At 69.3% G+C, this 20,886-nt stretch carries 15 protein-coding genes and 1 pseudogene; 9 read left to right on the top strand and 7 right to left on the bottom strand.

Annotation, left to right across the window (positions count from 1 at the left end; genetic code table 11):
* A partial coding sequence (locus tag ACJA3G_RS03630) for a LysR family transcriptional regulator (protein WP_406551386.1) occupies nt 1-869 on the bottom strand: 869 nt, incomplete at its 3' end.
* A gap of 195 nt (nt 870-1,064) precedes the next feature.
* On the opposite strand from ACJA3G_RS03630, the gene ACJA3G_RS03635 reads away from it, so the two are divergent.
* From ACJA3G_RS03635 to ACJA3G_RS03660, 6 genes are all read left to right on the top strand, one after another.
* Complete coding sequence (locus ACJA3G_RS03635) at nt 1,065-1,457, top strand: hypothetical protein (RefSeq protein ID WP_406551387.1); 393 nt, start codon at nt 1,065-1,067, stop codon at nt 1,455-1,457.
* Nucleotides 1,450-3,087, top strand: a complete 1,638-nt coding sequence (locus tag ACJA3G_RS03640; protein ID WP_406551388.1) for a multicopper oxidase family protein — start codon at nt 1,450-1,452, stop codon at nt 3,085-3,087. The genes ACJA3G_RS03635 and ACJA3G_RS03640 overlap by 8 nt, the downstream gene beginning before the upstream one ends.
* A gap of 96 nt (nt 3,088-3,183) precedes the next feature.
* On the top strand, nt 3,184-3,633 hold the full coding sequence (locus tag ACJA3G_RS03645) for a hypothetical protein (RefSeq protein WP_406551389.1): 450 nt from the start codon (nt 3,184-3,186) through the stop codon (nt 3,631-3,633).
* The gene (locus ACJA3G_RS03650; protein WP_406551390.1) at nt 3,633-5,702 is read left to right on the top strand and encodes a hypothetical protein; all 2,070 of its coding nucleotides are present in this window, start codon (nt 3,633-3,635) and stop codon (nt 5,700-5,702) included. Before ACJA3G_RS03645 ends, ACJA3G_RS03650 begins: the two co-directional genes overlap by 1 nt.
* A 77-nt stretch (nt 5,703-5,779) precedes the next feature.
* On the top strand, nt 5,780-6,229 hold the full coding sequence (locus tag ACJA3G_RS03655; protein WP_406551391.1) for a hypothetical protein: 450 nt from the start codon (nt 5,780-5,782) through the stop codon (nt 6,227-6,229).
* A gap of 136 nt (nt 6,230-6,365) precedes the next feature.
* On the top strand, nt 6,366-6,872 hold the full coding sequence (locus ACJA3G_RS03660; protein WP_406551412.1) for a GNAT family N-acetyltransferase: 507 nt from the start codon (nt 6,366-6,368) through the stop codon (nt 6,870-6,872).
* Between the two features lie 108 nt (nt 6,873-6,980).
* Here the strand turns inward: ACJA3G_RS03660 and ACJA3G_RS03665 are convergent, their stop codons facing one another.
* The 4 genes from ACJA3G_RS03665 to ACJA3G_RS03680 all read right to left on the bottom strand — a co-directional run bounded on the left by ACJA3G_RS03665 (nt 6,981) and on the right by ACJA3G_RS03680 (nt 11,234).
* On the bottom strand, nt 6,981-8,075 hold the full coding sequence (locus tag ACJA3G_RS03665) for a trypsin-like serine peptidase (protein WP_406551392.1): 1,095 nt from the start codon (nt 8,073-8,075) through the stop codon (nt 6,981-6,983).
* Nucleotides 8,076-8,276: 201 nt separating this feature from the next.
* Complete coding sequence (locus ACJA3G_RS03670) at nt 8,277-9,041, bottom strand: SGNH/GDSL hydrolase family protein (RefSeq protein ID WP_406551393.1); 765 nt, start codon at nt 9,039-9,041, stop codon at nt 8,277-8,279.
* A 241-nt stretch (nt 9,042-9,282) separates the two neighbouring features.
* Nucleotides 9,283-9,948 carry a response regulator gene (locus ACJA3G_RS03675; RefSeq protein WP_406551394.1) on the bottom strand — a complete coding sequence of 222 codons (666 nt, stop codon included), beginning with the start codon at nt 9,946-9,948 and terminating at the stop codon, nt 9,283-9,285.
* On the bottom strand, nt 9,945-11,234 hold the full coding sequence (locus tag ACJA3G_RS03680; protein WP_406551395.1) for a sensor histidine kinase: 1,290 nt from the start codon (nt 11,232-11,234) through the stop codon (nt 9,945-9,947). Before ACJA3G_RS03680 ends, ACJA3G_RS03675 begins: the two co-directional genes overlap by 4 nt.
* Nucleotides 11,235-11,591: 357 nt before the next feature.
* Between ACJA3G_RS03680 and ACJA3G_RS03685 the strand changes: the two are divergent.
* Both ACJA3G_RS03685 and ACJA3G_RS03690 read left to right on the top strand, forming a co-directional pair.
* Nucleotides 11,592-13,083 (top strand): annotated as a pseudogene (locus ACJA3G_RS03685) (alpha/beta hydrolase family protein).
* Nucleotides 13,084-13,176: 93 nt separating this feature from the next.
* On the top strand, nt 13,177-15,843 hold the full coding sequence (locus ACJA3G_RS03690; protein ID WP_406551396.1) for a hypothetical protein: 2,667 nt from the start codon (nt 13,177-13,179) through the stop codon (nt 15,841-15,843).
* Nucleotides 15,844-15,884: 41 nt separating this feature from the next.
* Here ACJA3G_RS03690 and ACJA3G_RS03695 read toward each other — a convergent pair whose 3' ends face one another.
* Nucleotides 15,885-16,538: a TetR/AcrR family transcriptional regulator gene (locus ACJA3G_RS03695; RefSeq protein ID WP_406551397.1), complete on the bottom strand. Its 654-nt coding sequence runs from the start codon at nt 16,536-16,538 to the stop codon at nt 15,885-15,887.
* Between the two features lie 57 nt (nt 16,539-16,595).
* Entirely contained in the window at nt 16,596-18,407 is a 1,812-nt protein-coding gene (gene hutH, locus ACJA3G_RS03700; protein WP_406551398.1) for a histidine ammonia-lyase, read from the bottom strand.
* 515 nt (nt 18,408-18,922) lie between these two features.
* Between hutH and ACJA3G_RS03705 the strand changes: the two genes are divergently transcribed.
* Nucleotides 18,923-20,863 (top strand): hypothetical protein, encoded by a 1,941-nt coding sequence (locus ACJA3G_RS03705; RefSeq protein ID WP_406551399.1) that lies wholly within the window; start codon nt 18,923-18,925, stop codon nt 20,861-20,863.
* Nucleotides 20,864-20,886 lie beyond the last annotated feature (23 nt).

Here is a 20,886-nt window from a genome sequence, read left to right on the forward strand (position 1 = left end):
CTCCAGGGCCAGGTGGCGAGGGTGGTGTGCATCAGCCGGGCGGCGGTGGAGAGTCGGCTGTCGGCGGCGCGGTGGAGCGTAAGGGTGCGGCGGCAGGCGGGGTCGTCGATGCCGATCCAGGCGCCCGGTGCGCTGGTGTCGGCGCCGCGGGCCATGGCCGGGATGAGGGTGAGGCCGATGCCGGCGCTGACCAGGCCGGCGAGGGCGGCCGGTTCGTCGCCCTCGCAGACGATCCGCGGAGTCAGATCGTGGCTCGCGAAGAGCCGGTCGAGCAGGCGGCGCTGCCAGTGGCCGGGCCGTGAGATCACGAACGGTTCCTCGCGCAGTTCCCCGACACTCACGCGGGCGCGGGATGCGAGCCGGTGGCCGGGCGGCGCGGCCAGCCAGACGGGTTCGTCGTGCAAGTGGACGCTGTCCAGTCCGTCGTCCGGGATCGGCTGGGAGGCGACGCACAGGTCGACCTCGCGGGCGCGCAGGGCGCGGTGCATGTCGGCGGCCGGCATCTGGTGCAGTTCGACGTCGATATCGGGGTGGGCGTCCTTGTAGGCGGCGAGTGGGCCGGTGATGGTCAGGAACGTCTCCGAGGCCAGCCGTACACCGCCGACGCCCTCCCGGGCCGCCTCCGCCACAGCGCGGCGTCCCGCTTCCAGCTCCCCGAGGGAGCGCTCGACGTGATCGCGGAACAGCCGCCCCGACTCGTTGAGCCGGAGACGGCCCGCCCTGTCGAAGAGCGGTGCGTCGAGTTCGGACTCCAGCCGTGCGATGGTGCGGCTCAACGAGGGCTGAGCGACGCGCAGTTCCCTGGCTGCCCGGCTGAGGTGCTCCAGCCGGGCGACCACGAGGAACTGTTCGAGCGCGTGCAGGTCCATCGTTCTCCTCTTCCCTCCCATAGCCCGGTCGCACAGCCCGGGTTGCATAGCCCGAACGACATAGCAGCATAGCAATATTGATCTTTGACGTGATGCCTCGTCAGGCATGACCGTTGGGGTGTGACCAGTACAGATGAACGCCCCCCGACCACCGTGCGACCCACCGGCGTTGCCGGACGGCTCTTCCGGGCGACGGTGACAGCACACACCCTTGCGGCCTTCGGCCAACCGGTCTTCGCAGGCGTCTACCTCACCGGAGAGATCGGCGGCCTCGACTGGCACGCCCGCGGCGCCGACGTCGTGTTCTCGCTCGGACTGCTGCAAGCCGCCGTCGGCGCTGCGGCCTCGGCGCGGACGCGCCGCCTGTGGCCGGCGGTGGCGTCGGTGTTGATCCTTGCGGCCGAGACGGGCCAGTACTTCGCGGGATTGTCCGGCCTCCTCTGGGTGCATCTTCCCCTCGGCGTGATGATCATCGCCGTACTGGCCGTGCTGTCCGCCGCGGTCTGGGTGCGGCCCCTTCCGAATCTCGCCGTGACCGACCAGGCGGAAGGCACGGGCGAGCTCCGGCGGGACGGGAACCATGTCTGAGCGCTCGCGACTCCTCCCCCAGGACGGCTGGAGCAACGCAGAGTGGACCCGCCGCCGCGTACTCGGGCTCGGCGGCGCGCTGGGGCTGGCCACGGCGGGCGGGCTGGCGCTCTCCGGCGCCATGGCCCACCGCCCGGCGAGCACCGGGAACCAGCTGCGCAGTGCCGTGCCTCTGCCCAAGCCCTACACAGTGCCCCTGCCGATCCCGACCGTCCTCAAGCCGTCTCGCACCTCCGGAGGCATCGACCGGTACGAGATCACGCAGCAGCAGGTGTACGCGGAGATCCTTCCCGGGATCCGCACGGGCCTATGGACGTACGACGGCACCTTCCCCGGCCCGACGATCGAGTCCCGCCGCGGACGAACGGCCACCGTGGCGCACCGCAACGAGCTGCCGGTGCCGACCGTGGTGCATCTGCACGGCGGGCGCACCCCTGCCGCCTCCGACGGCTACCCCACCGACCTCGTCCTGCCGCTCGACCGGTCCGGTCCCGCACCCCACCACCAGAACCAGCACCACACCAGCGGACACGCCATGCCCGACCCTCGCGCGGTCACGAGCCGGACCACGCGTGAGTACACCTACCCCATGGACCAGCGCGCCGCGATGCTCTGGTACCACGACCACCGCATGGACTTCACGGCCCCGGCGATCTGGCGCGGTCTGGCCGGGATGCACATCATCCGCGACGACACCGAGGACTCCCTCGACCTGCCCCGCGGGGACCACGAACTGCCGCTCATGATCGCCGACCGGTCGTTCGCCTCCGACGGCTCCTTGGCCTACCCGTCCCTCGATCCTGCACTGCACGACCGGCCCGGCGTGCGGGCCCCGTACGCGGCCGGCGTGCTCGGCGACGTGATCCTCGTCAACGGCGCACCGTGGCCCATCCACGAGGTCGACACGTCCCGATACCGGCTGCGGCTGCTCAACGCCTCCAACGCCCGGCATTACAGGATCGAGGCCGTCACCGACGACGGTCGGCGCCTGGACCTGGTGCAGATCGGCGCGGACCAGGGCCTGCTCGCCGCCCCCGTCACCCACACCGGCCTGCCGATCGCACCGGCGGAACGCTACGACGTGGTGGTCGACTTCGCGGGCCTGCCGGTCGGCAGCCGGGTGCGTCTGGTCAACCGGCTCGGCAACGGACGTACCCGGGAGGTCATGGCGTTCCGTATCGCGCGCCGCGTCCGCGAAGGCGCCCGCATCCCCCGAGTCCTCGCCGACGACCTGCCTGGCTGGCGGCGCTCCGAGGCAACCGCGGTCCGGGAGTTCTCCTTCCGCGCCGGACAGGCACAGCACGGCCGCGGCTGGGTCATCGGCGGGCGGGCCTTCGACCCCTCGCGCACCGATGTCCGCACCCGGCTCGGAGCCGTGGAGGTATGGCGGTTCGTCGCCGACGTCCATCACCCCGTCCACCTCCACATGGTCGGATTCCGGGTGCTGGCGCGCGGCGGGCGCGCGCCCCTGCCACACGATGCCGGGCTGAAGGACACCATCTCGCTGCGGCCGGGCGAATCGGCCGAGGTCATCACCCGCTTCAACGGGTACCGGGGCCGCTACCTGTTCCACTGCCACAACGCGGAGCACGAGGACATGGGCATGATGGCCAACATCGAAATAACCTGAGGCATCTTCCGACCGGATTTCTCCAGCGGTTTCGCGCCGGCATCCGTAGGATGCGGCCAGATCTTCTCGATCGATGGACACTCACTTGGGGGAAGCGTGTCGTTCGAACAGGAGTGGAATCAGCTCAAGAGCACCGCCGCGCAGAAGCAGGACTCCGGGCGGATGCGGCTCAACCATCTGCCGGACGACGATCGCGGGGGCGGTCCCGTCAACGGCGACCTCGTGGTGAGCCAGCACGACCTGGCCGCCGTCGGTGACGAGGCGTTCAAGCTCCACCAACGGCTCGACACCGACGGGGACCACGCCAAGCAGAGCACGAACGCCGCCGGAGCCGCGATGAAGACGGACTTCGCACTCGGCAACGCCCTCGTCACCGTCGCCGAACACTGGAACAACCAGGTCGACAGCCTGCTCCAGGCCTGCGCGCACATCTCCAACCACCTCGATTACACCAAGAACGCGCACGCGGGCGACGAGTACCACATCGTCACCAGCTTCAGCGCGCTCGACCTCAACCGGGCCTTCGGGGAAGGGAAGCAGGGCTGATGGAACTGGACGCACTCCGATTCGGGAACTTCACCCCGCTCGGCACGGCCGTCTCCGACTGGACGGCGATGATCAGCAAGCTGGAGTCGTTGCGGACGGACGCCCACAACCTGCTGGACGGCAAGTCCCAGAAGGCCAATTGGGCGGGCGCGAACGCCACGGTCACCCGGCAGTTCATCACCCGGACGGCCAACGAGTTCGGGGACGCCGTCACCGAGGCGACCACCATCCGCAACATTCTCCAGGACACGTACAACGAACTCGTCGACTGGCAGCAGAAGCTGAACGAGGCCATCGAGCACGGCCTGAAGAACAATCTGACGGTCGTCGGGACCGGCCACGGCGGGTTCACCGTCACCATGAACATCCACCCGGACCGCGCGGCCAAGGGCACCACGGTGCCCGGGCACTCCATGGCCGACGTCGACAACCTGCGCGACGAGGTCCAGCGCATCCTCAGCAAGGCCACCGAGAGCGACACCAGCGCCGCGCAGGTGCTGACCGCGCTGATGGGGCAGACCCCGCTGGGCTTCTCCGACGCCTCCTACGGCGACCGGGACTCGGCTGCCAAGGCGCTCAAGGACGCGGAGGACCTGGCGAACCTCGTCAAGGGCAAGGGGGACGCCATGACCCCCGAGGAGTTCGACAACCTCACCCGGCAGCTCGGTGTGTACAAGAACGACCGGCTCTTCCAGGAGAAGTTCACCACCACCCTCGGTTCGCGCGGCCTCCTCGACTTCTGGGCCGACCTCTCCGACCCCTCCGACGGAGGCCAACTGCAACGGGCCCGCCTGGACCAGCTGGGCGACCTGCAGAAGAACCTGAGCCTCACCCTGGCCGGGGCCACCCAGACCGACAGCTCCGCGATGCGCACCTGGGAGCAGGAGATGGTCGGTCTGGGCGGCCAGACGATCAGGACGCACGGCACGCAGGTGTACGGCTTTCAGCTGATGAGCAACCTGATGCGGGTCGGTGACTACGGCGACACGTTCCTCAACGACTACGGCAACGCGCTCGTCTCCACCGAGAAGAAGATGCAGTTGCCCGACCACTACTGGAACGGTGGCGTGGGTGGCCCTGCGATGCCGAAGATGAACTTCATCGGGGACGAGTTCGGGCGCGATCCCATGACCGGGTTCATGACCGCCCTGTCCAAGTCACCGGGCGCGGCGACCCAGTTCTTCAATGCGACGGTGCCGCAGGACAACGCGGAGTACGTCCTCAACGGCCGTCACACCTTCGACGACACACCGCTCAACCACGGTGACGGCAACCAGTCCAGGGACGCCACCGGCAAGGCGCTGATCGCAGCCGCCACCGGAGTCGACCCGAACGACCCCAACGCCCGGCCCGTGGACCACACACCCGAGCACCGGCAGGTCCTCGACCGGTCACTGAAATACCTGGCGGCGGCCGGTGACGACTTCGCTCCCGAGTTCCGCGACGACATGGCGATCGTCCTCGGCAACCACTCCGACGAGGTCCACTACTCGATGAGCGCGCTCGCCAACGACCCGAACGACCCGAAGCTGCTCGACCGCGGCCAACTCCTGGAAGTCACCAAGCAGATCTCGCGCAGCCAGGACTCGTACGGAAAGCTCAACGACTTCATGAACCAGGAGATGGTGCGGGACATCTACCAGGACCATCCCAAGGACCCGCACGAGACACTCCAGCGGGCCGGGCAGACCACGGGTTTCCTGGAGGAGGCCCGCTACCAGGCGCTCAAGACCGACAAGCACGACCCGTCCTGGGACGCCAAGTGGATGTACCACGGTTTCGGCGCGGCAGTGAACTTCATTCCCGAGGTCGGCGACATCGCCCAGCGCGGAGTCGACGCGCTGACCTACCAGTGGCAGCTGGACGAGCAGGCCCGTATCAACCACGAGATCCAGGAGCAGAACGGCAAGGTGTTCACGGGCCGGGAGGGTCAGCTCAAGGCGCTGGCCGAGCAGTGGGACAGGGTCAACCCCAACAGCGGCAAGGACGCGTACACGCTGACCAACGAGGCCAGCACCGCCGCCCTCAACGGCAACGCGGCGGCCCAGGGCCTGGCGGGTGACCAGTGACCCGCACGCTCCGCGTTCTCGCTGTGTGCGCCGCGCTGGGTGTCCTCGCCGGCTGCTCCGCTTCCGATGAATACACCGTGCCCGACGCCCTCTGCGGTGTGCCCGTAGGGGCGAAGCCGCTGGCCCCGCTGCTGCCGGACGGACAGAAGCTGGACCAGTCGCGGAAGGACCTCGGTCCCCGGAGCTCCGTCTGCGCGCTCTCCGTGGACAACAAGCAGACGGTGTACCTCACGGACGACGTGACCGACGCGGCCACGGATCCGGTCGCCGTGCAGCACAGCACCCTGGTACGGATGGGCAATCCGCAGAAGGCCGCCATTGGGGACGACGCCCGGATCGCGGACCAGGGCGGAGTGGCGGTCAGCGCCTGTGCGTACGAGGGCAGGCGGCAGAAGTTCGTGACGCTGGTCGACCTCACCTCACCGCATCCGGTTCCGGAGCGGACCGCCGAACGCCGTAAAGCGCTGGAGGAGTTCCTTCGCGCGTATCTGCCGAAGGCCCTGGAGGCCAGGGGGTGCCGACGCTAGCCGACGGCGGACGCGGGTCCGGCACCTCGACATCCAGCAGAAACTGCCGGTCCCGCTGCGGGGGCCTGCCGTTGCGGGGCTCACGAAGCCAAATCGTTCGCGGATCAACCGTGTGGTTCGTAGCCTGCTCTCCGTGATGACCCTTGGGCTTTCTGACAGGGCGGGGCGACGTGTCGTCCTGCATGAGGTGAACGACGAGAACTGGCGTGCCGTCGCGGATGTCGCTCCGCGGGACGACCAGCGCAGATACGTGCCCGCATTGGCGGCCCGTTACCTGCTTTTGTCGTCGCGGGGGGGTATCTGGCACTCGCTGGCGGTCTACGCCGATGACACGGTGGCGGGGCACCTCATGTGGGGCCGCGACGAAGGCGGCTCGTACTGGCTCGGGGGCATGGTGATCGATGCCCCCGAGCAGGGCAAGGGGATCGGTCGGGCGGCGGTGCGCACCCTCACGGAGTGGCTGGCCCGACGTGAGGACTGCCGGGAGCTGCGACTCTCCTATCACCCGGACAACACCGTTGCCGCGAAGCTGTACGCCTCCGTGGGCTTCCAGCCGACGGCAGCAACTTCCGGTGACGAGGTCATCGCCCGTCTGACCGTGCTCGACGGCCATCCGGCAGTGCCGAACTCCCCGTCGCCGTGATGGGGCCTCTCCGGGGCGTCACGCACGGCGGCGAGGAGCGGAAGGGCACGAGTGACTGACAACAGGTCGGTCGTGGTTCGTCGCCTGTGGACGGGCCGTTCGCGGTGGCTACGGCCAGGTGTCGCGGCCGTATTTGACGAGCGCGTTGAGGGCCGGTCCACCTGCCACGATGTTGTTGTCCTCGCTGCCGATGCCGAGCGGTCCGGAGATCTCCTCGTAGCCGCTGACCGTGCCGATGGCGTACGGGCCGTCGTCCCATGTCGCGAAGAAGGGGCCGCCCGAGTCACCGCCGGTGTCGTCGCCGTGGTGCTCCAGTTCCTGTGCGTCGCCGTCCTCGTCGTCGTCGATGACGTGGATGGCTGCCTGGAAGCTGGGGCGTTCGGATGTGACAGCGCTCGGGTAGCCCGCCAGGGTCCAGTAGTTGCCGCCCTCCCAGCCGTCGTCGTACGCCTTGGTGCCGAGGGAGCCGAGCCAGCCGCCGAGCGGGTCGGCCAGACGCAGGACGGCCATGTCGTGGGCGGTCACGTCGTGGCCGGCATAGCCGTGGGCGTTGGTGACCCAGGACTGGCCGCCGCTGCCGGCGCTGGAGCTGCCGTCGTAGTAGCCGGCGATGAATTGCGCCGCCCAGTTGGACGCGCCCCAGGGAACCATATGCGCGGCCGTCAGCACCGTGCGGTTGCCCACGAGTGCCGCCGTGCCGTAGGAGTCCCAGTTCGGCTGGCTCGCGTCGCTCCAGACGAACAGCCGTCCGATGCATGCCCAGGGGTAGCCCGACGGGTAGTAGGTCTGTCTGGCCGTGTACTCCCCGTACACATGGCCGCTGTCGGTCGGGACGACGACCGTGCTGCCGTTGATCCGGCGCAGCCGGGTCTCCGGCACCCCGGTCAGGCGGGGGTAGTGCAGTTGCGGCTGCCACAGCGGCCGGTAGGGGCGCGGCGGTTCGTCCGGGGGTGCCAGCGAGTCGGGTTCGTGCAGCCGGGTCTCGTCCACGGTCCGGCCGTGGAAGGAGCCCTCGGGCAGGACGATGGTGGGGCCGTCGCTGTGCTGCAGTTGCTGCCCTGGGGGGACGGTCACGGTGACACGAGCGGATGCCAGTCCCGCCTGTGCCTCGTCGGATTGCTTCTCGGTGGCGGGGATGTCATCACGGCGGGCCAGTTCATCCAAGGTGAGCGGTGGTGCCTGTCGGCCATAGCTGTCACTCATGGTGGTTGCCTCCTCGGTGGGGTTCCGGAGGCGCGCCGACGCGGAGGTATTCGGCGCCTGCGCCGACCTCTCTTCCATGGTGGACCCGGAGGGGGAGGCCCGGCTACTGGGCGTTTCCCACCAACGGCCGCGGGGAGACAAACGCCGCTGACCTGGGGTGATTGTGTGGGGAGAGCAGGGGGACCCGGCCCATCAGGTGTCTCAGTCGATGCTCGCCTTGGCCTGCGGGGCGACGGGCGGAACGTCCGGGTAGGGGCGGGGATACCGGGTGCCGATGCCGAAGCGGTCGGCGAGGACATCGGCGAACGCGGCGGCGATGCGGATCTCGCCGTTGGGGTTGGGGTGGGTGCCGTCCCACGTGTGGTCGGCCGCGACGAACTCCGCGGCTGTCTCGGCCACCACCACCGGGGAGGACGCGGTGGCGAGGTCCTCGGCCACGGCGCGCAACCGGTCGTTGCAGGCGTCGACCCGGGCGCCGAAGTCCGGGTCATCGACCGCTTTGCGGCATGGCAGGATGGTGCCGAGGACGATCGCGAGGTGTCCGTCGGCCCGGCGGGCGGCGGCGATGAACTCCCGCAGGTTCACCTCGAACTGCTCGGATTCGATGCCGTACCAGAACAAGTCGTTGATGCCGAGCAGCACCAGCAGGTAGTCGGGCCGGTGCTCACGCACCTTGGCCTCGATCTCGTCCTTCTCGGTGACGTAGGGACGGCCCCACTGGGCGTCGTGATCGGGGTCGAACCCGGACTCGGCGTACGTGGCGTCGTCGTCGCCGACCTCGGCGGTACGGATGTTGTCGAGGGTGTCCTTGGGACCCACCAGGTCGACGCTGACGTCGTGCTCGTGCAGGTGTTTCCAGAACCGGTAGCGCCAGGTCCAGTCGCCGCTGCTGCCATGGCTGATCGAGTCGCCGACGATCATGATGTTCATCATGTCGGGCGTACGGGCGGGGTGGGCCAGAGACATGATCCTCCCTAGGGAGACGGGGGACTGGGGAGCCACCCCCATGACTCCCCCATCGGTGGTCGACCCATGACCCCGCGCCGAGCCACCGCGGCTCGCAGTCGGCGGGCTTCCGGCGCGAGGCGGCCACGGCACCGATCGGCTGTCCGGGACATGCCCTCACGCTACGCAGACCACCACGGGCGCGCCGCCCGGACGCGGTCGCTCGGGTGACAGACCAAGCAGCCGCGGCCGGGTGCCGGTGTCACGCCGGGTGGATGAGGCGGCTCTCGTAGGCGAAGATCGCGGCTTGGATCCGGTCACGGAGTCCGAGCTTCGGCAGCATCCGCCCCAGGTGGGACTTCACGGTCGCCTCCGCCAGATGCAGGGTGGCCGCGATCTCGGTGTTGGTCAGGCCGCGACCCACCTGGATCAGCACCTCGCGCTCGCGGGGGGTGAGCCGTCGCAGCCGCTCGTCGTCGCGGCCGGAGCCGCTGCCGTCGGGGATGTGCGGGCAGAAGCTCTCCAGCAGCAGGCGGGTGATCCGCGGGGAGACCACCGCGTCGCCCGCGGCCACGTTGCGTATCGCGGTGAGCAGCTCCTCGGGCCTGGTGTTCTTCAGCAGGAAGCCCGAAGCTCCGGCGCGGAGTCCGGCGAACGCGTATTCGTCGAGGTCGAAGGTGGTGAGGATCAGCACTCTGCTGCGCGGGCACGCCGCGATGATCTGTCGGGTCGCTTCGATCCCGTCGGTCCCGGGCATCCGGACGTCCATGAGGACGACGTCGGGATGCAGTTCCCGGGCGAGGCGTACGGCCTCGGTGCCGTCCGCGGCCTCGCCGACCGGTGCCATGTCCGGCTGCGCCTCCAGAACCGTGCTGAAGGCCATACGGAGCAGCGCCTCGTCGTCGACGATCAGGACGCGAATCGTCATGAGGACACCTCCTCACCGCTGCCGAGGTCGAGACGGGTATGGACTCCCCAGCCGCCACCCGGGAGCGGCCCGGCCCGCACCTTTCCCCCGTACGCCGCCGCACGCTCACGCATACCCGGGATGCCGTGCCCGCCGGACGGTGGAGTGCCGCGGTGGAGGGGCGGTGGGCCGCTGTCGGTGACGTCCACGGTGACGGTCTCGGCTGAGCACCGCACCCGGACCTTGGCGTGCGTGCCGGTCGGTGTGTGCTTGAGGGTATTGGTCAAGGCTTCCTGTACCAGGCGGTAGACGGTCAGTTGGGCGGTGGCGGGAATGTGGCTGTACTCGCCGTGGGTTTCGAGGCAGGTGAGCAGGCCTGCGGCTCCCATCTGGTCGGCGAGAGAGGGCAGTTGTGCGATGCCGGGCAGCGGGTGGCGTTCCGCGTCCGGTTCGTCGGTCCGCAGGACACCGAGGGAGCGCCGCATGTCGGTCAGGGCCTGTCGGCCTGTTTCGGAGATCTGGAGCATCGCGGTAGTGGCCCTGTCGGGCGAGCGGTGCTGCGCGTAGAGGGCGGCGTCGGTGAGCGCCACCATGACGGACAGGTTGTGGGTGACGATGTCGTGCATCTCTCGGGTGATACGTGTCCTTTCCTCGGCGACGGCCAATCGCGCCTGCTGTTCCTGCTCATGTTCCAGGCGCGCGGCCCGTTCCTCGACGGCCGCGAGGTAGTCGCCCCTGGTCCGTACGTTCACACCCAGGACGGCGGCGACGACCATCGCGGTCACCGCCACGAAGGGAGTCAGAAATGCGTCGTCCGCCACCCAGCGCAGACAGGCCAGCAGGACTCCCGCTTCGACCACAACACCGGCGACGAGCGTGCCGCGCCGCCCCGAGTGCGCGGCCACCGTGTAGAGCGCCACCAGCAAGGCGATGTCCGCCAGCAGTTGGACGTCCATCAGCCACTGGACGAAGGCGGCGGCTGCCACGACACCGAAGACCGTGCGCGGGGCCCGGCGCCGCCACACCAGGGGCAGCGCGAGGGCGGCGGTGAGTGCCACGGACACCGGCCATCTCTGCGGTACGGGCGTGGTCGTGATGTTGAGGAGGAGCAACGCCGGCAGCAGCGAATCCGCCACCGTGGGCGGCAGCCGCGAGCCCCAGCGCCGAGCCGCACTGATCGGTCGCACCGCTCGTGCGGAGGCCAGGCCGGCGTACCTCGTCAGCCGTATGGCCGTCCACGCCCGCCGCGCCGGGTCCCGGTGGCCCGCCGGGTGGGCACTGCCGGTCTGCGCAGCCGCCTCGGTCATCACATGTCCCTGTCGATTCGGCGTCCTTGGCCCCGGACGGGGCTGCCCCGCGTACAACTGGAGCTCGGGCGGGCGCGGGGAAAGCAGGACCCGCCGCGCTGCCCGGCACGTACCGCGGCCCTGTCACGGTAGGCCGCGGGCCGGTCGAGCGCATGAGTCCAGCGTCTGATCACACCGGGCCGAGGTACGACCACAGGAGGAGTCCCCCTACCTCCCCCGGTCGCAAAGCGGCCTCTGACATGGCGGCGCAAGGGCGACTCCGGTTGCACGGGCGAGGGACCCGGTTGCGACTGGGATCGCACACAGGACGTGTCCGGGACAGCGACCCCGGTCGCATACGACGGCGACCCTGGGTCGATGTGGCGGCGCGTACCACGCGCCGAGGATGGCCAGGTGACCGAAATCATTACGGGACTGCCCATGTCCCCCCTGGAAATCCTCGCCTTGCTGGGTGCCGTCGCGCTGGTGGTGGCGCGCTGGCTGCCCCCCCGTCGCTCGCCCACCCGTCACGATGGCGGCGGGAGCGGGTTTCATCGTGTCCACGGTCGCGCTGAGCGTGGCGGGGTTCCGCTGGCAGATGGTGCCGGTAGTGGCCGGCGCCGCCCTCGCGTTGCCGTTCGCCGTCTCGCCCCTGATTCGACGACGTACCGGACGGCCGACGAGGCGGGCCCCCTGGTGGGTGGCTTTGCCGGGATCGGTGGTCTGCGTCGGTCTGATCGCCACCGGCCCGGTGGCCGCCTGGGCCTTTCCCATACCGGTGTTCCCCGAGCCGACGGGCCAGTTCGCGGTCGGTACCCAGGTGATGCAGTGGACCGACCCGAACCGACCCGAGACCGCCACTCCTGAACCCGGCGACCGGCGCACGGTCGTGATCCAGCTCTGGTACCCCGCGCAGAAGAGTCCCGAGGACACGCGGCGAGCCCCGTACCTGGGCCGCACGGAGCAGGAGGCGCGCACCGTCTCCGATGCCCTCGCGCGCTATGCCGGCCTCCCCGGTTTCCTGGTCGACGGTGTCCCGCGCGCCCACACCCATGCGGTGTTCGACGCCCCGGTGGCCCGCGGTGGCACACGGTTCCCGCTCGTGGTGTTCTCTCCCGGGCTGGGGGGCGTACGCACGCAGAACACCGCGTGGGCGGAGGAACTGGCCAGCAACGGTTACGTGGTCGCCGCCCTCGACCACCCGTACGACTCCGCCGCCGTCGTCCTCGCCGACGGCCGAACGATCAACACGCGGATCGCCTCCACCGGCGACGACGACGAAGACGACAAACGGGCCGTCGAAACCACGAGGATTAGGGCCGCGGACCTCAGTTTCGTCCTCACTCAGCTGGGCCGCCTCGACCGAGGTGACATCGCGGGCCCGCTGACCGGGCATCTTGACACCGGCCGGGCCGCGGTGGCCGGACACTCCCTGGGGGGCGCCGCCGCCCTGCAAGCAGCACGCCAGGACCTTCGGTTCGCGGCGGTCGTCGATCTGGACGGCTACCCCCGCGACCCCGAACCGCTCCCCTTCCACCAGCCGGTGCTCGCGCTCACCCAGGCCATCGGCAGGGAAACCGACCCGCGCTACATACCCCGCCTCACCAAGGTCCTCAAGCTGAGCACCTCGACGAGCTACCGGCTCACCGTCCCCGGCGCCGCACACCTCACTTTCATGGACGCCCCCCTGTACCTGCCGCCCGTGCCCTCGATGGTCGGCTCCCTGGGCCGCACCAAGAGCCCGCGGGTCGTCGCCGCAACCACGCTCGCCTTCCTGGACACCACCCTGCGGCACAAACCGGGTGACGTGGCCGGCACTCTGTCGGCCTACGGTGACCTCAGCGTCTACCGCCCGGGCAGCAACGGTTGACCCATCGAGCACGGGCACGCACGGCGTAAGTCACGTCATACGAAGAGGAGTTGACGCCTGTCCGGGTGCTCTGGGCTTGGATAGCCTCGGCCTATGGCTCCCGCCCCCGTATTCGTCAATGTCCGTGACTTCGACGCCGTTCCCGGCCCCGACGGCCGTGCGACCTGTTCGGACGCGTTCCAGAACGCCGTGGACGCCCTGGACAAGAACGCCGGCGGGATCGTCTTCGTCCCCGCCGACCCGCAGCCCTATGAATTCCTGCGCTCCGTGCTGGTCGACAGCAACAGGGTCCGTATCGTCGGCGAGGGCGGGCGCACGAGTGCCCTGCGGGCCATCGGGGCCACACCCCCGTTGACCTTCGGGCTGCGTCGTGTCACCCACGAACGTCCGCTGAGCGAGGGCCACTGGGCGAACCTGAGCGGCATGCTCGACCCCTCGGTCACCGATCAGCGGTGGGGCTGCCGCACCCGTGTCCCCTCCCCCGTGGCCGGGGGGCCGACGAGCGAGGCCACCGTCACCCTGCCCTGCTCGCCCTTCCAGTTCGGTCCGACCGACGGTGACTACTGGGCGGGCGTGCGACAGCTGACGGTGGACTTCGTGGTCCGCAACGACGTCATGCCCTGGTCGGTGCAGCCGCTGTTCGGCATGGTCGACGCGTTCAACCGGCCCTCCCCCTTCTACGCGTACGTCAACGCGCACGAGAACCCACCTGCGGTCGTCTTCGCGTTCCTGACCTCGGACGGGCTGCACCGCGAGATCCGCATCCCCTTCGACCCGGCGCAGCCCGTCCTGCGTTGTTCCTTCCAACTCGACCTGGACGCACGCACGGTGACAGCGTGGACGAACCGGGGCCAGGCCACCCGGCGCGTACAGGTCCAGCCGGACCTGTCGCTGATCAACGACGGCTGGAGTCCGAAGGAGGCGGGCCGAGAGCTGGCGTTCATCCCCAACTGGTACGCGCCGTTCCGGCTCGCCGCCATCGGGCCGAACTCGTCCGGCCGGGCCGGGCTCCCCGGCAGCGAGAACGCGCCGGTCGACCTCACCTACGGGGCACTGCGCTTCTCCGACATCCTTCGCTACCGGGTCCTGGCCGAGGGACAGGAGCAGGAGGACGCGAACGGCAAGGTCAACGACCTGCGGTGCCTGACCGTCGAGAGCCGGGTCTTCGGGGCCCTGACGATGCGGGAACCGGTGCACAAGAGCGCCGCGGGCGTGCCCGACCTGCAGTTCCTGTGGGAAGGGGACGTAGGGCTGTTCGGGCGCGGGTTCTTCATCCCGCACGACCTGATAGAGTACGTCGAGGGCAACGGCTGCGAGAAACTCAACGTGCGGGGATTCTCCTTCGCGCCGAAGGCAACCCACTACGGGCAGGTCATCGGCCTCGGCCTCGTGTACAACTTCTCGATGGACGACGTGGTGGTGGAGTTCGGCGCCCAGGGCCTGAGCTCACACCACTTCGGGGTGAACTACCCGGTGTCGCTGCGTTCCTGCCGCTTCGAGCACCAGACCGACTGCGCCATCTACAGTTTCGGCCAGTACACCACCGCCACCGATCTCGCCCTCGCCTACTACGGACGGTCGGCGTTCAAGGCCCTCAGATCCCGGGTCGCCTACCGCGATGTGCCCTGCACCGACTCCGCGGTGTGCGAATCGGCGGTGAAGCTGTTCCAGACCGAAGCGGTGCTCGACAACTGGATGATCGATTTCGAGCACTTCGATGCGGACCTGCCGCGTGACAGCTACATCTGGGCGAGCCTCGCGGACGACATCGGAGGACCGACCCAGCTGGTCGTCCGTGACTGCGTCGGAAGCGCCGGAGGAGAGCACGCCGTGGCGATCCGGCTCGTCGGCAGCGAGCGCGGGGCGCTCGGGGACGTGCACAAGGGCCTCGGCTGGTGCAAGGTCGAGCGCTCGTTCAACCATCACGCGGACCTCCGTATGCGAGCCTTGATCGCGGTGGACGGCCCGCTGTGGCAGGGCCTCTACGAAGGCCTCCCACCGGCGGACAAGGCCCTCGCGGTCAACACGGCCACGCCCGGGGCCTCGGCCCGGATCGGTATCGGAACGGTGCCACCCGCGGTGTCGGCGCCGCCGCTCGCGTCCTCGCCGTACGACCCGCTGCCCGGTCTGCCCGGGCTGATCGGCTACTACCGCGCCGACGCCCTTCTCGACGCCGGCGAACCGCTCAGGGACGGCAGCCCCGTCACCGAGCTCACCGACCTGAGCCCCACCCACCACCACGGCACTGCCGTGGGCAGCCCCGCCGTGTTCGAGTCCGCGGCCGTCAACGGCCTCGCGGCGCTGCGCTTCACCGGCGGCCACTACGGATTCCCCACCCTCCAGGGCAGCAGCGGCGCCGCGACGTGGTTCTTCGTGGCCAAGCACCTCCCCACCTTCGACTCGGCGCCCGGACGGCCCGGCGCGCTGCGCAGCAACGGGCAGGGCTGGCAACTCGACTACCTGCTCATGTCCCGCACCGCCGAGTCGGACAACGGCTGGGCGGTCTACGCCGTCCGCTCCACCGCGGGCGCGGCCCGCCGCCTCCAGACCTACACCAACGGATATCCGTACGAACTGCGCAGGGACGACCGGGTCCGTACGGTCGGCTGGTCGGCGCCGGTCTTCGGCTACCTCCCCGACCACGGCCACACGCTCCAGGGGCTGGTGGCCACGGCGGTCCTCTGCGACGCGGCGCTGAGCGACCAGCAGGTGGCCGACACCTGCCGCTATCTGCTCCATCGCTACCAGATCCCGGTGTGACCCGCACCGCGCCCGTCCGGCACGTCAGGGGATCCGGCACGTCAGGGGAGCTGTGCCTCGATCTGGGCGAGGTGGGCGGCGAGGATGTCCTCGAATGCGGCCGGGCGGTCCGCTCCGAGGGGACGGATGTCGCGGGCGAAGTGAGCCAGGGCGGGGAAGCGCTCGGGATCGGCACCGAGCACCGCGACACGGAACTGCTCCATGCCCTGCTCGTACTCCTTGGGGGCGACGGTGTTGATACCGGCCTCGGAGGTGATAAGCGAGGCGAGGAGGATCACGATGCGGTGGTATCGCACCGGGACCTCATCGTCGGGCAGGCCGGACGCGCGCAGGGCCTGCAGCAGTTCCTCCATGACCAGTCGGGATCCGGTGCCGCCGGACCCGTAGCGTCCCCACACCACGGCGAGTTCGATTTGCTCACCGAAGGCCTCGCGCAGACGCAGGGCCAGGGCGGCGATGCGCTGCTTCCAGTCGCCCTGGGGGCGGTAGCCGTCCATGGCGGCCAGCAGGATCCGGTCGGCAACCGCGCGCAGGAGTTCGGTCTTGTTGCGGAAGTGCCGGTAGAGGCTGGAGGAGTCGGTCCCGAGCGCCGCGGCGAGTTTGCGTACGCTGAACGACTCGGCGTCGCTCGTGCGCAGCAGCTCCGCCGCCGTGTCCAGGATCTCGTCGGTTGACCATCGCCGTCGGCCAGTCATCGCGCCCCTCTCGCCGTCCGGGCTCACCCTAACTTGCGCCCGGAGGCTCGCAGCGGTTCAGCCGGCCCCGGCCGCTGTGGGGTCGGTGTGGGAGTGGACCCAGTCGATCATGTTGTTGAGGTACGGGGCCAACCACTCGTCCTTGGTCACTCTGGGCACGACCTGGCGGATCTCTCGCTGGATGGCCTCGGTCTTCTCCGCCATCGGCATGCCCTTCATATACGGGTCGCCGCCCTTGGCCGGGTTCATGTGCTTGACGATGTCGACGCCTTGCGCGGTCATCATCCAGGTGACGGCGAGAACCTTCTCGAAGCGGCCGAGGTTGTCGTCGAGGTTCTGCACGGACGCCACGGCCATGGGGTTGTGGTCCTCCTGCCCGACCTTCACGGGGCGGCTGAGTACGCCTGAAGGGGCAGCGCGGGTCTGCATCTCGGGAACGACGGCCGCGGCCACGGTCTCGACCTGCACCATCCCGGAGTTCAGCCCCGCCTTGTCCTGGTCGCTCCACACTCCCACCAAACTGGGGGTGAGACCGTAACTCCATTCCTTGCCCATCAGCCGCTCCCCCAGCGCGTGGAGCAGCAGCGCCGCATCCGTCATCTGGGCGTTGAGCGTGTCGATGGCATGGCCCATGCGGGTGCCGTCCCAGTTGCCACCCATGACGAACTCGCAGGCACCGTCGCAGAAGAGCAGGGGGTTGGAAGTCGACGCGTTGGCCTCGCTCCTGACGATGGCCCAGGCCTCCTTGATGGTCTGCCGGACGGTCCCGATGATGTGCGGGGCGGCGCGCACCGACACGGCGTCCTGGACCCGCGGCGTATGGGTGCCGAGGGTCTCGGGGTGGGCTTCGTAGGCCTCACGGCCTTCTTCGGTCATCCACGTGCTGCCGTGGACAAGTTCTCTGATCCGTTCGGCCACTTTGGCCTGTTCGGGAAACCTGCGCTCATCGTGCGTACGGGCGTCCAGGGAGCCCGCTTCCGCCCGGGTCGCCTCCATGAACAGGGCGAACGCCTTCTCCGTGTGGTCCAGCAGCCCGGTGGCACGCTCGACGGCATGGACATAGCGGGCGGTGAGTACGCTGTTCCCGCTGATCAGCGGTAGGGCTTCCCCCGATTCGAGGGCGAATTCCGGGTCCAGGTGCGCCTCACGCACTGCCTGGCTCGTCGGCATCATCCTCCCGTTGCGCCAGGCCCGGGTCTTCCGTGTGGCCGGATCGCCCGTGAGGACGAGCCCGGCTTCCGCCATCGGCTGGAGGTCCCCGGTGCCCAGCGGGCCGGTCCGGGGGATGACAGGGGTCACTCCCGCATTGAGGAAGCCCAGGATTCGCCGGACGAACTCGGGACGCACCCCCATGTGCCCCCGGGCCATCGTGTTGGCCCTGAGTAGCAGAGCGAGCCGGGTCACGCGTTCCGGGACGGGTTCACCAACCCCGGACGCGTGGGAGCGAAGCACGTTCTTCTGGAACGTGACCTGCTGCTCCGGGGTGAGAGAGGCGTGGTGCAGGGGGCCCAGTGCCTGGTTCCAGCCGTACACCCGATGCTCGCCGGCGCTGAGGTACTCCAAGGCTCCCTTGCGGGCGTGGGCGAGGTTCTGGGAAGTTCTCGCGGGCAAGGTGAAGGTCAGGTCATCGCCTGCGAGGACGCGACGGATGGTGTCCGTCGAGATGTGGTCCCCGTCGACGATGACTTCCTGCCCTGCTTCGCGCGGTGGCGATTGGTTCGTGACACGGTTGGCCGCGAAGGGTGTCGCTGCGCTCGGCTCTGCCGACGGCAGCGCCGCGCCGACCGTCACCGCCAGCACTGTGGCGCATCGCAGCCATCTTCTGAGCGGCCGGGAGCGGGATCTGTCGCAGCCTGCTTGCTTGATCATATGATCGTTTCCTCCTGCCGTAAGAGGAACAGCACGAAGCTTCAAGATCGTGCGGTTGATCTCTTTGTGGGCGCGGCGCCGCCTGCGCGGTCTCCGTGACCCACCGGTCCGTCCGACGGTCTCGGTCTCACCGGAGCTCCGTCGCTTCGTGATCGCGGCCCGGCACTCGTCGGTCGATCCAGTCCCCCCGGGCGTAGTCCACGTAGCCAGGCACTCCTGGGTAGTCCGACACACCTGAGTCAGGGCCGACGCCAACTCCCCTGATTTTCCTGCGAATCCGCCAACTTCGATTCCAGTGCAACCGTGAGTTCGGATCAGGCGTCGATGAGGGAGTGCGCACTGACGTACGCCCCGCCCGGCTGCGTTCCGGCGGATCTCTCCCCCTCAGGGCCCGAAGCACTCGTTCCGGATATTTCCTTGCATAAGGCGTACAACCCTCCTTCTTCCTCATAGGTCTTGGTGGGTGTCGCGTTGCTCAACCGCACCGCACGTCCTTCTACGAGGAGGCTCATCCCATGTCACGCGCCCGCACCCTCTCCCCCCGGTTCCGGCTGGCCGCCGCCGTCACCGTCGCCCTGGCCGCCACCACCGCCGGCACGCTCGCCGGGCCGGCCGCCGCCGCACCGACGGCCTCCACCAGTGCGGCCGTGGTCGCGCAACAGGGCGCCCGGGACGCCGCCTTCCCGTTCCTCAACAGCGCCCTCGCGACCGCCGGGCCCAACGGCTTCCTCGCCGTCCGGACCGACGATGTCGTCTGGACGCGGTACGCGGACGGCTCCAGCGTCACGTTCCCGAAGAGCCCCGCCGTCACTTATCGGGGCGCCGCCGGAGCCGACGTCGTCGTGGCGAGTGAGGGAACCCGCCACACCATCCACGACATGGCCAAGGGCAGCGCCCCCGTCGTCATCGACATCCCCTACGAGCTGCGCGAGGTCAACGGTTCGACGCTGGTGATGGTCGACCCGGCCACCCACGAGCTCCACCTCGTGAGCCGGGCTCCGGGCGGTGAGGTCGTCGACCGCAAGGTGACGGGTATGCCGGACGGAGTGCCCTGGGAGTTCTACGGCTCCACGCCCGGTACGCTCGCGGTGCAGACCTCGGCAGCCGAGAGCGGCTTCCATCTCGCCGTGGTCGATGTGGCCACGGCCGCCACCACCGAGACGTACGACCTCGACCGCTACAGCGGCTTCGCGCAGGTCACACCCGACCGTGTGCTGTGGGCGCCCGCAACCGGCCAGACCAGAATCGTGGACCGCAAGACCAAGCGGGCCGAGACCCTTCCCTACCGGGCGCAGGTCGTCCTGGGCGGCGACTGGCTGGCCATCACGGGCGGTGACAAGGTCGTCGTCGACGGGGTCACCTACCCGAACAAGCCGATCGTCCTCAAGTCGCTGAAGGACGGCCGGAAGGTCCCTCTCCTTGATCTCGCGAGTATTGTGGCCCCGGTCGGCGACGGCACGCTCCTGGTGTCCGGCGGCACCTTCGCGCAGGGCCAGGGCCTCTTCCACATCACGCTCGGCTCCGACGGCACCCCGTCGGCCACCATGATCGGGGACGCGCGGAATCCTCTGGAAATGGTCCTGAACGGGGTGAACATACCGAGCGTGTTCCACTTCGACGGCTCCGACAAGCGCGTGACCTGGGATGCCAACCAGCCGGACCTGGGTGTCGCCCTGGAACTGACCCATGTGGCCACCGGCCGCAAGGTGTCGCTGTGGAGCTACTACGACACTTACATCAACTGGAAGGGATACCTCGACCAGGTGACCGGCGCCTACAACGGCGCGTACACCTGGAAGATGACCGCCTATCCGGCGTCCGGGGTCGGGCCCGCCGCCGTGAAGACCGGTACCACCACGGTCGAGCGTGGCACCGCGCCGCGCGACTTCAACGACAACGCGCAGGCGGACGCCCTCGTCCGCGACAGCTCGGGCAACCTCTCGGCCTACGACCTCAGCCAGCTGCGCGCCATGGGCAACAGCCCCGACTGCCAGGACGAGGGCTGCCCGCCGGTCGTCCACGACCCGAAGCCGGACGTGCTGGGCACCGGCTGGGACTCGTACACCCTGATGGCCTCCCCCGGAAACCTGGCGGGTTCAGCCGCGGACGACGTCGTCGGCCGGGACCGTGACGGTGTGCTGTGGCTCCACCAGGGCGACAAGCAGAAGCTGCTGCCCCGCACGAAGATAGGTGGCGGCTGGAACGTCTACACCCAGATCACCGGCGGGTCCGACCTGAACGGCGACGGCCGGGGCGATCTCCTCGCCACCGACAAGGACGGCGTGCTGTGGTTCTACGCCTCCACCGGCGACGCGGCTGCCCCCTTCAAGCCGCGTCAGAAGGTCGGCGGCGGCTGGGACGCCTACAACCTCCTCACCGCCCCGGGCAACATTGCCGGTGCCTCCGGTGGCGATCTCCTCGCCCGCGACAAGGACGGTGTCCTCTGGCTCACCTGAGCAAGGGCGACGGCAACTTCACC

Origin of the sequence: Streptomyces sp. YS-3, assembly GCF_045257485.1 — a bacterium.
GTDB lineage: Bacteria > Actinomycetota > Actinomycetes > Streptomycetales > Streptomycetaceae > Streptomyces.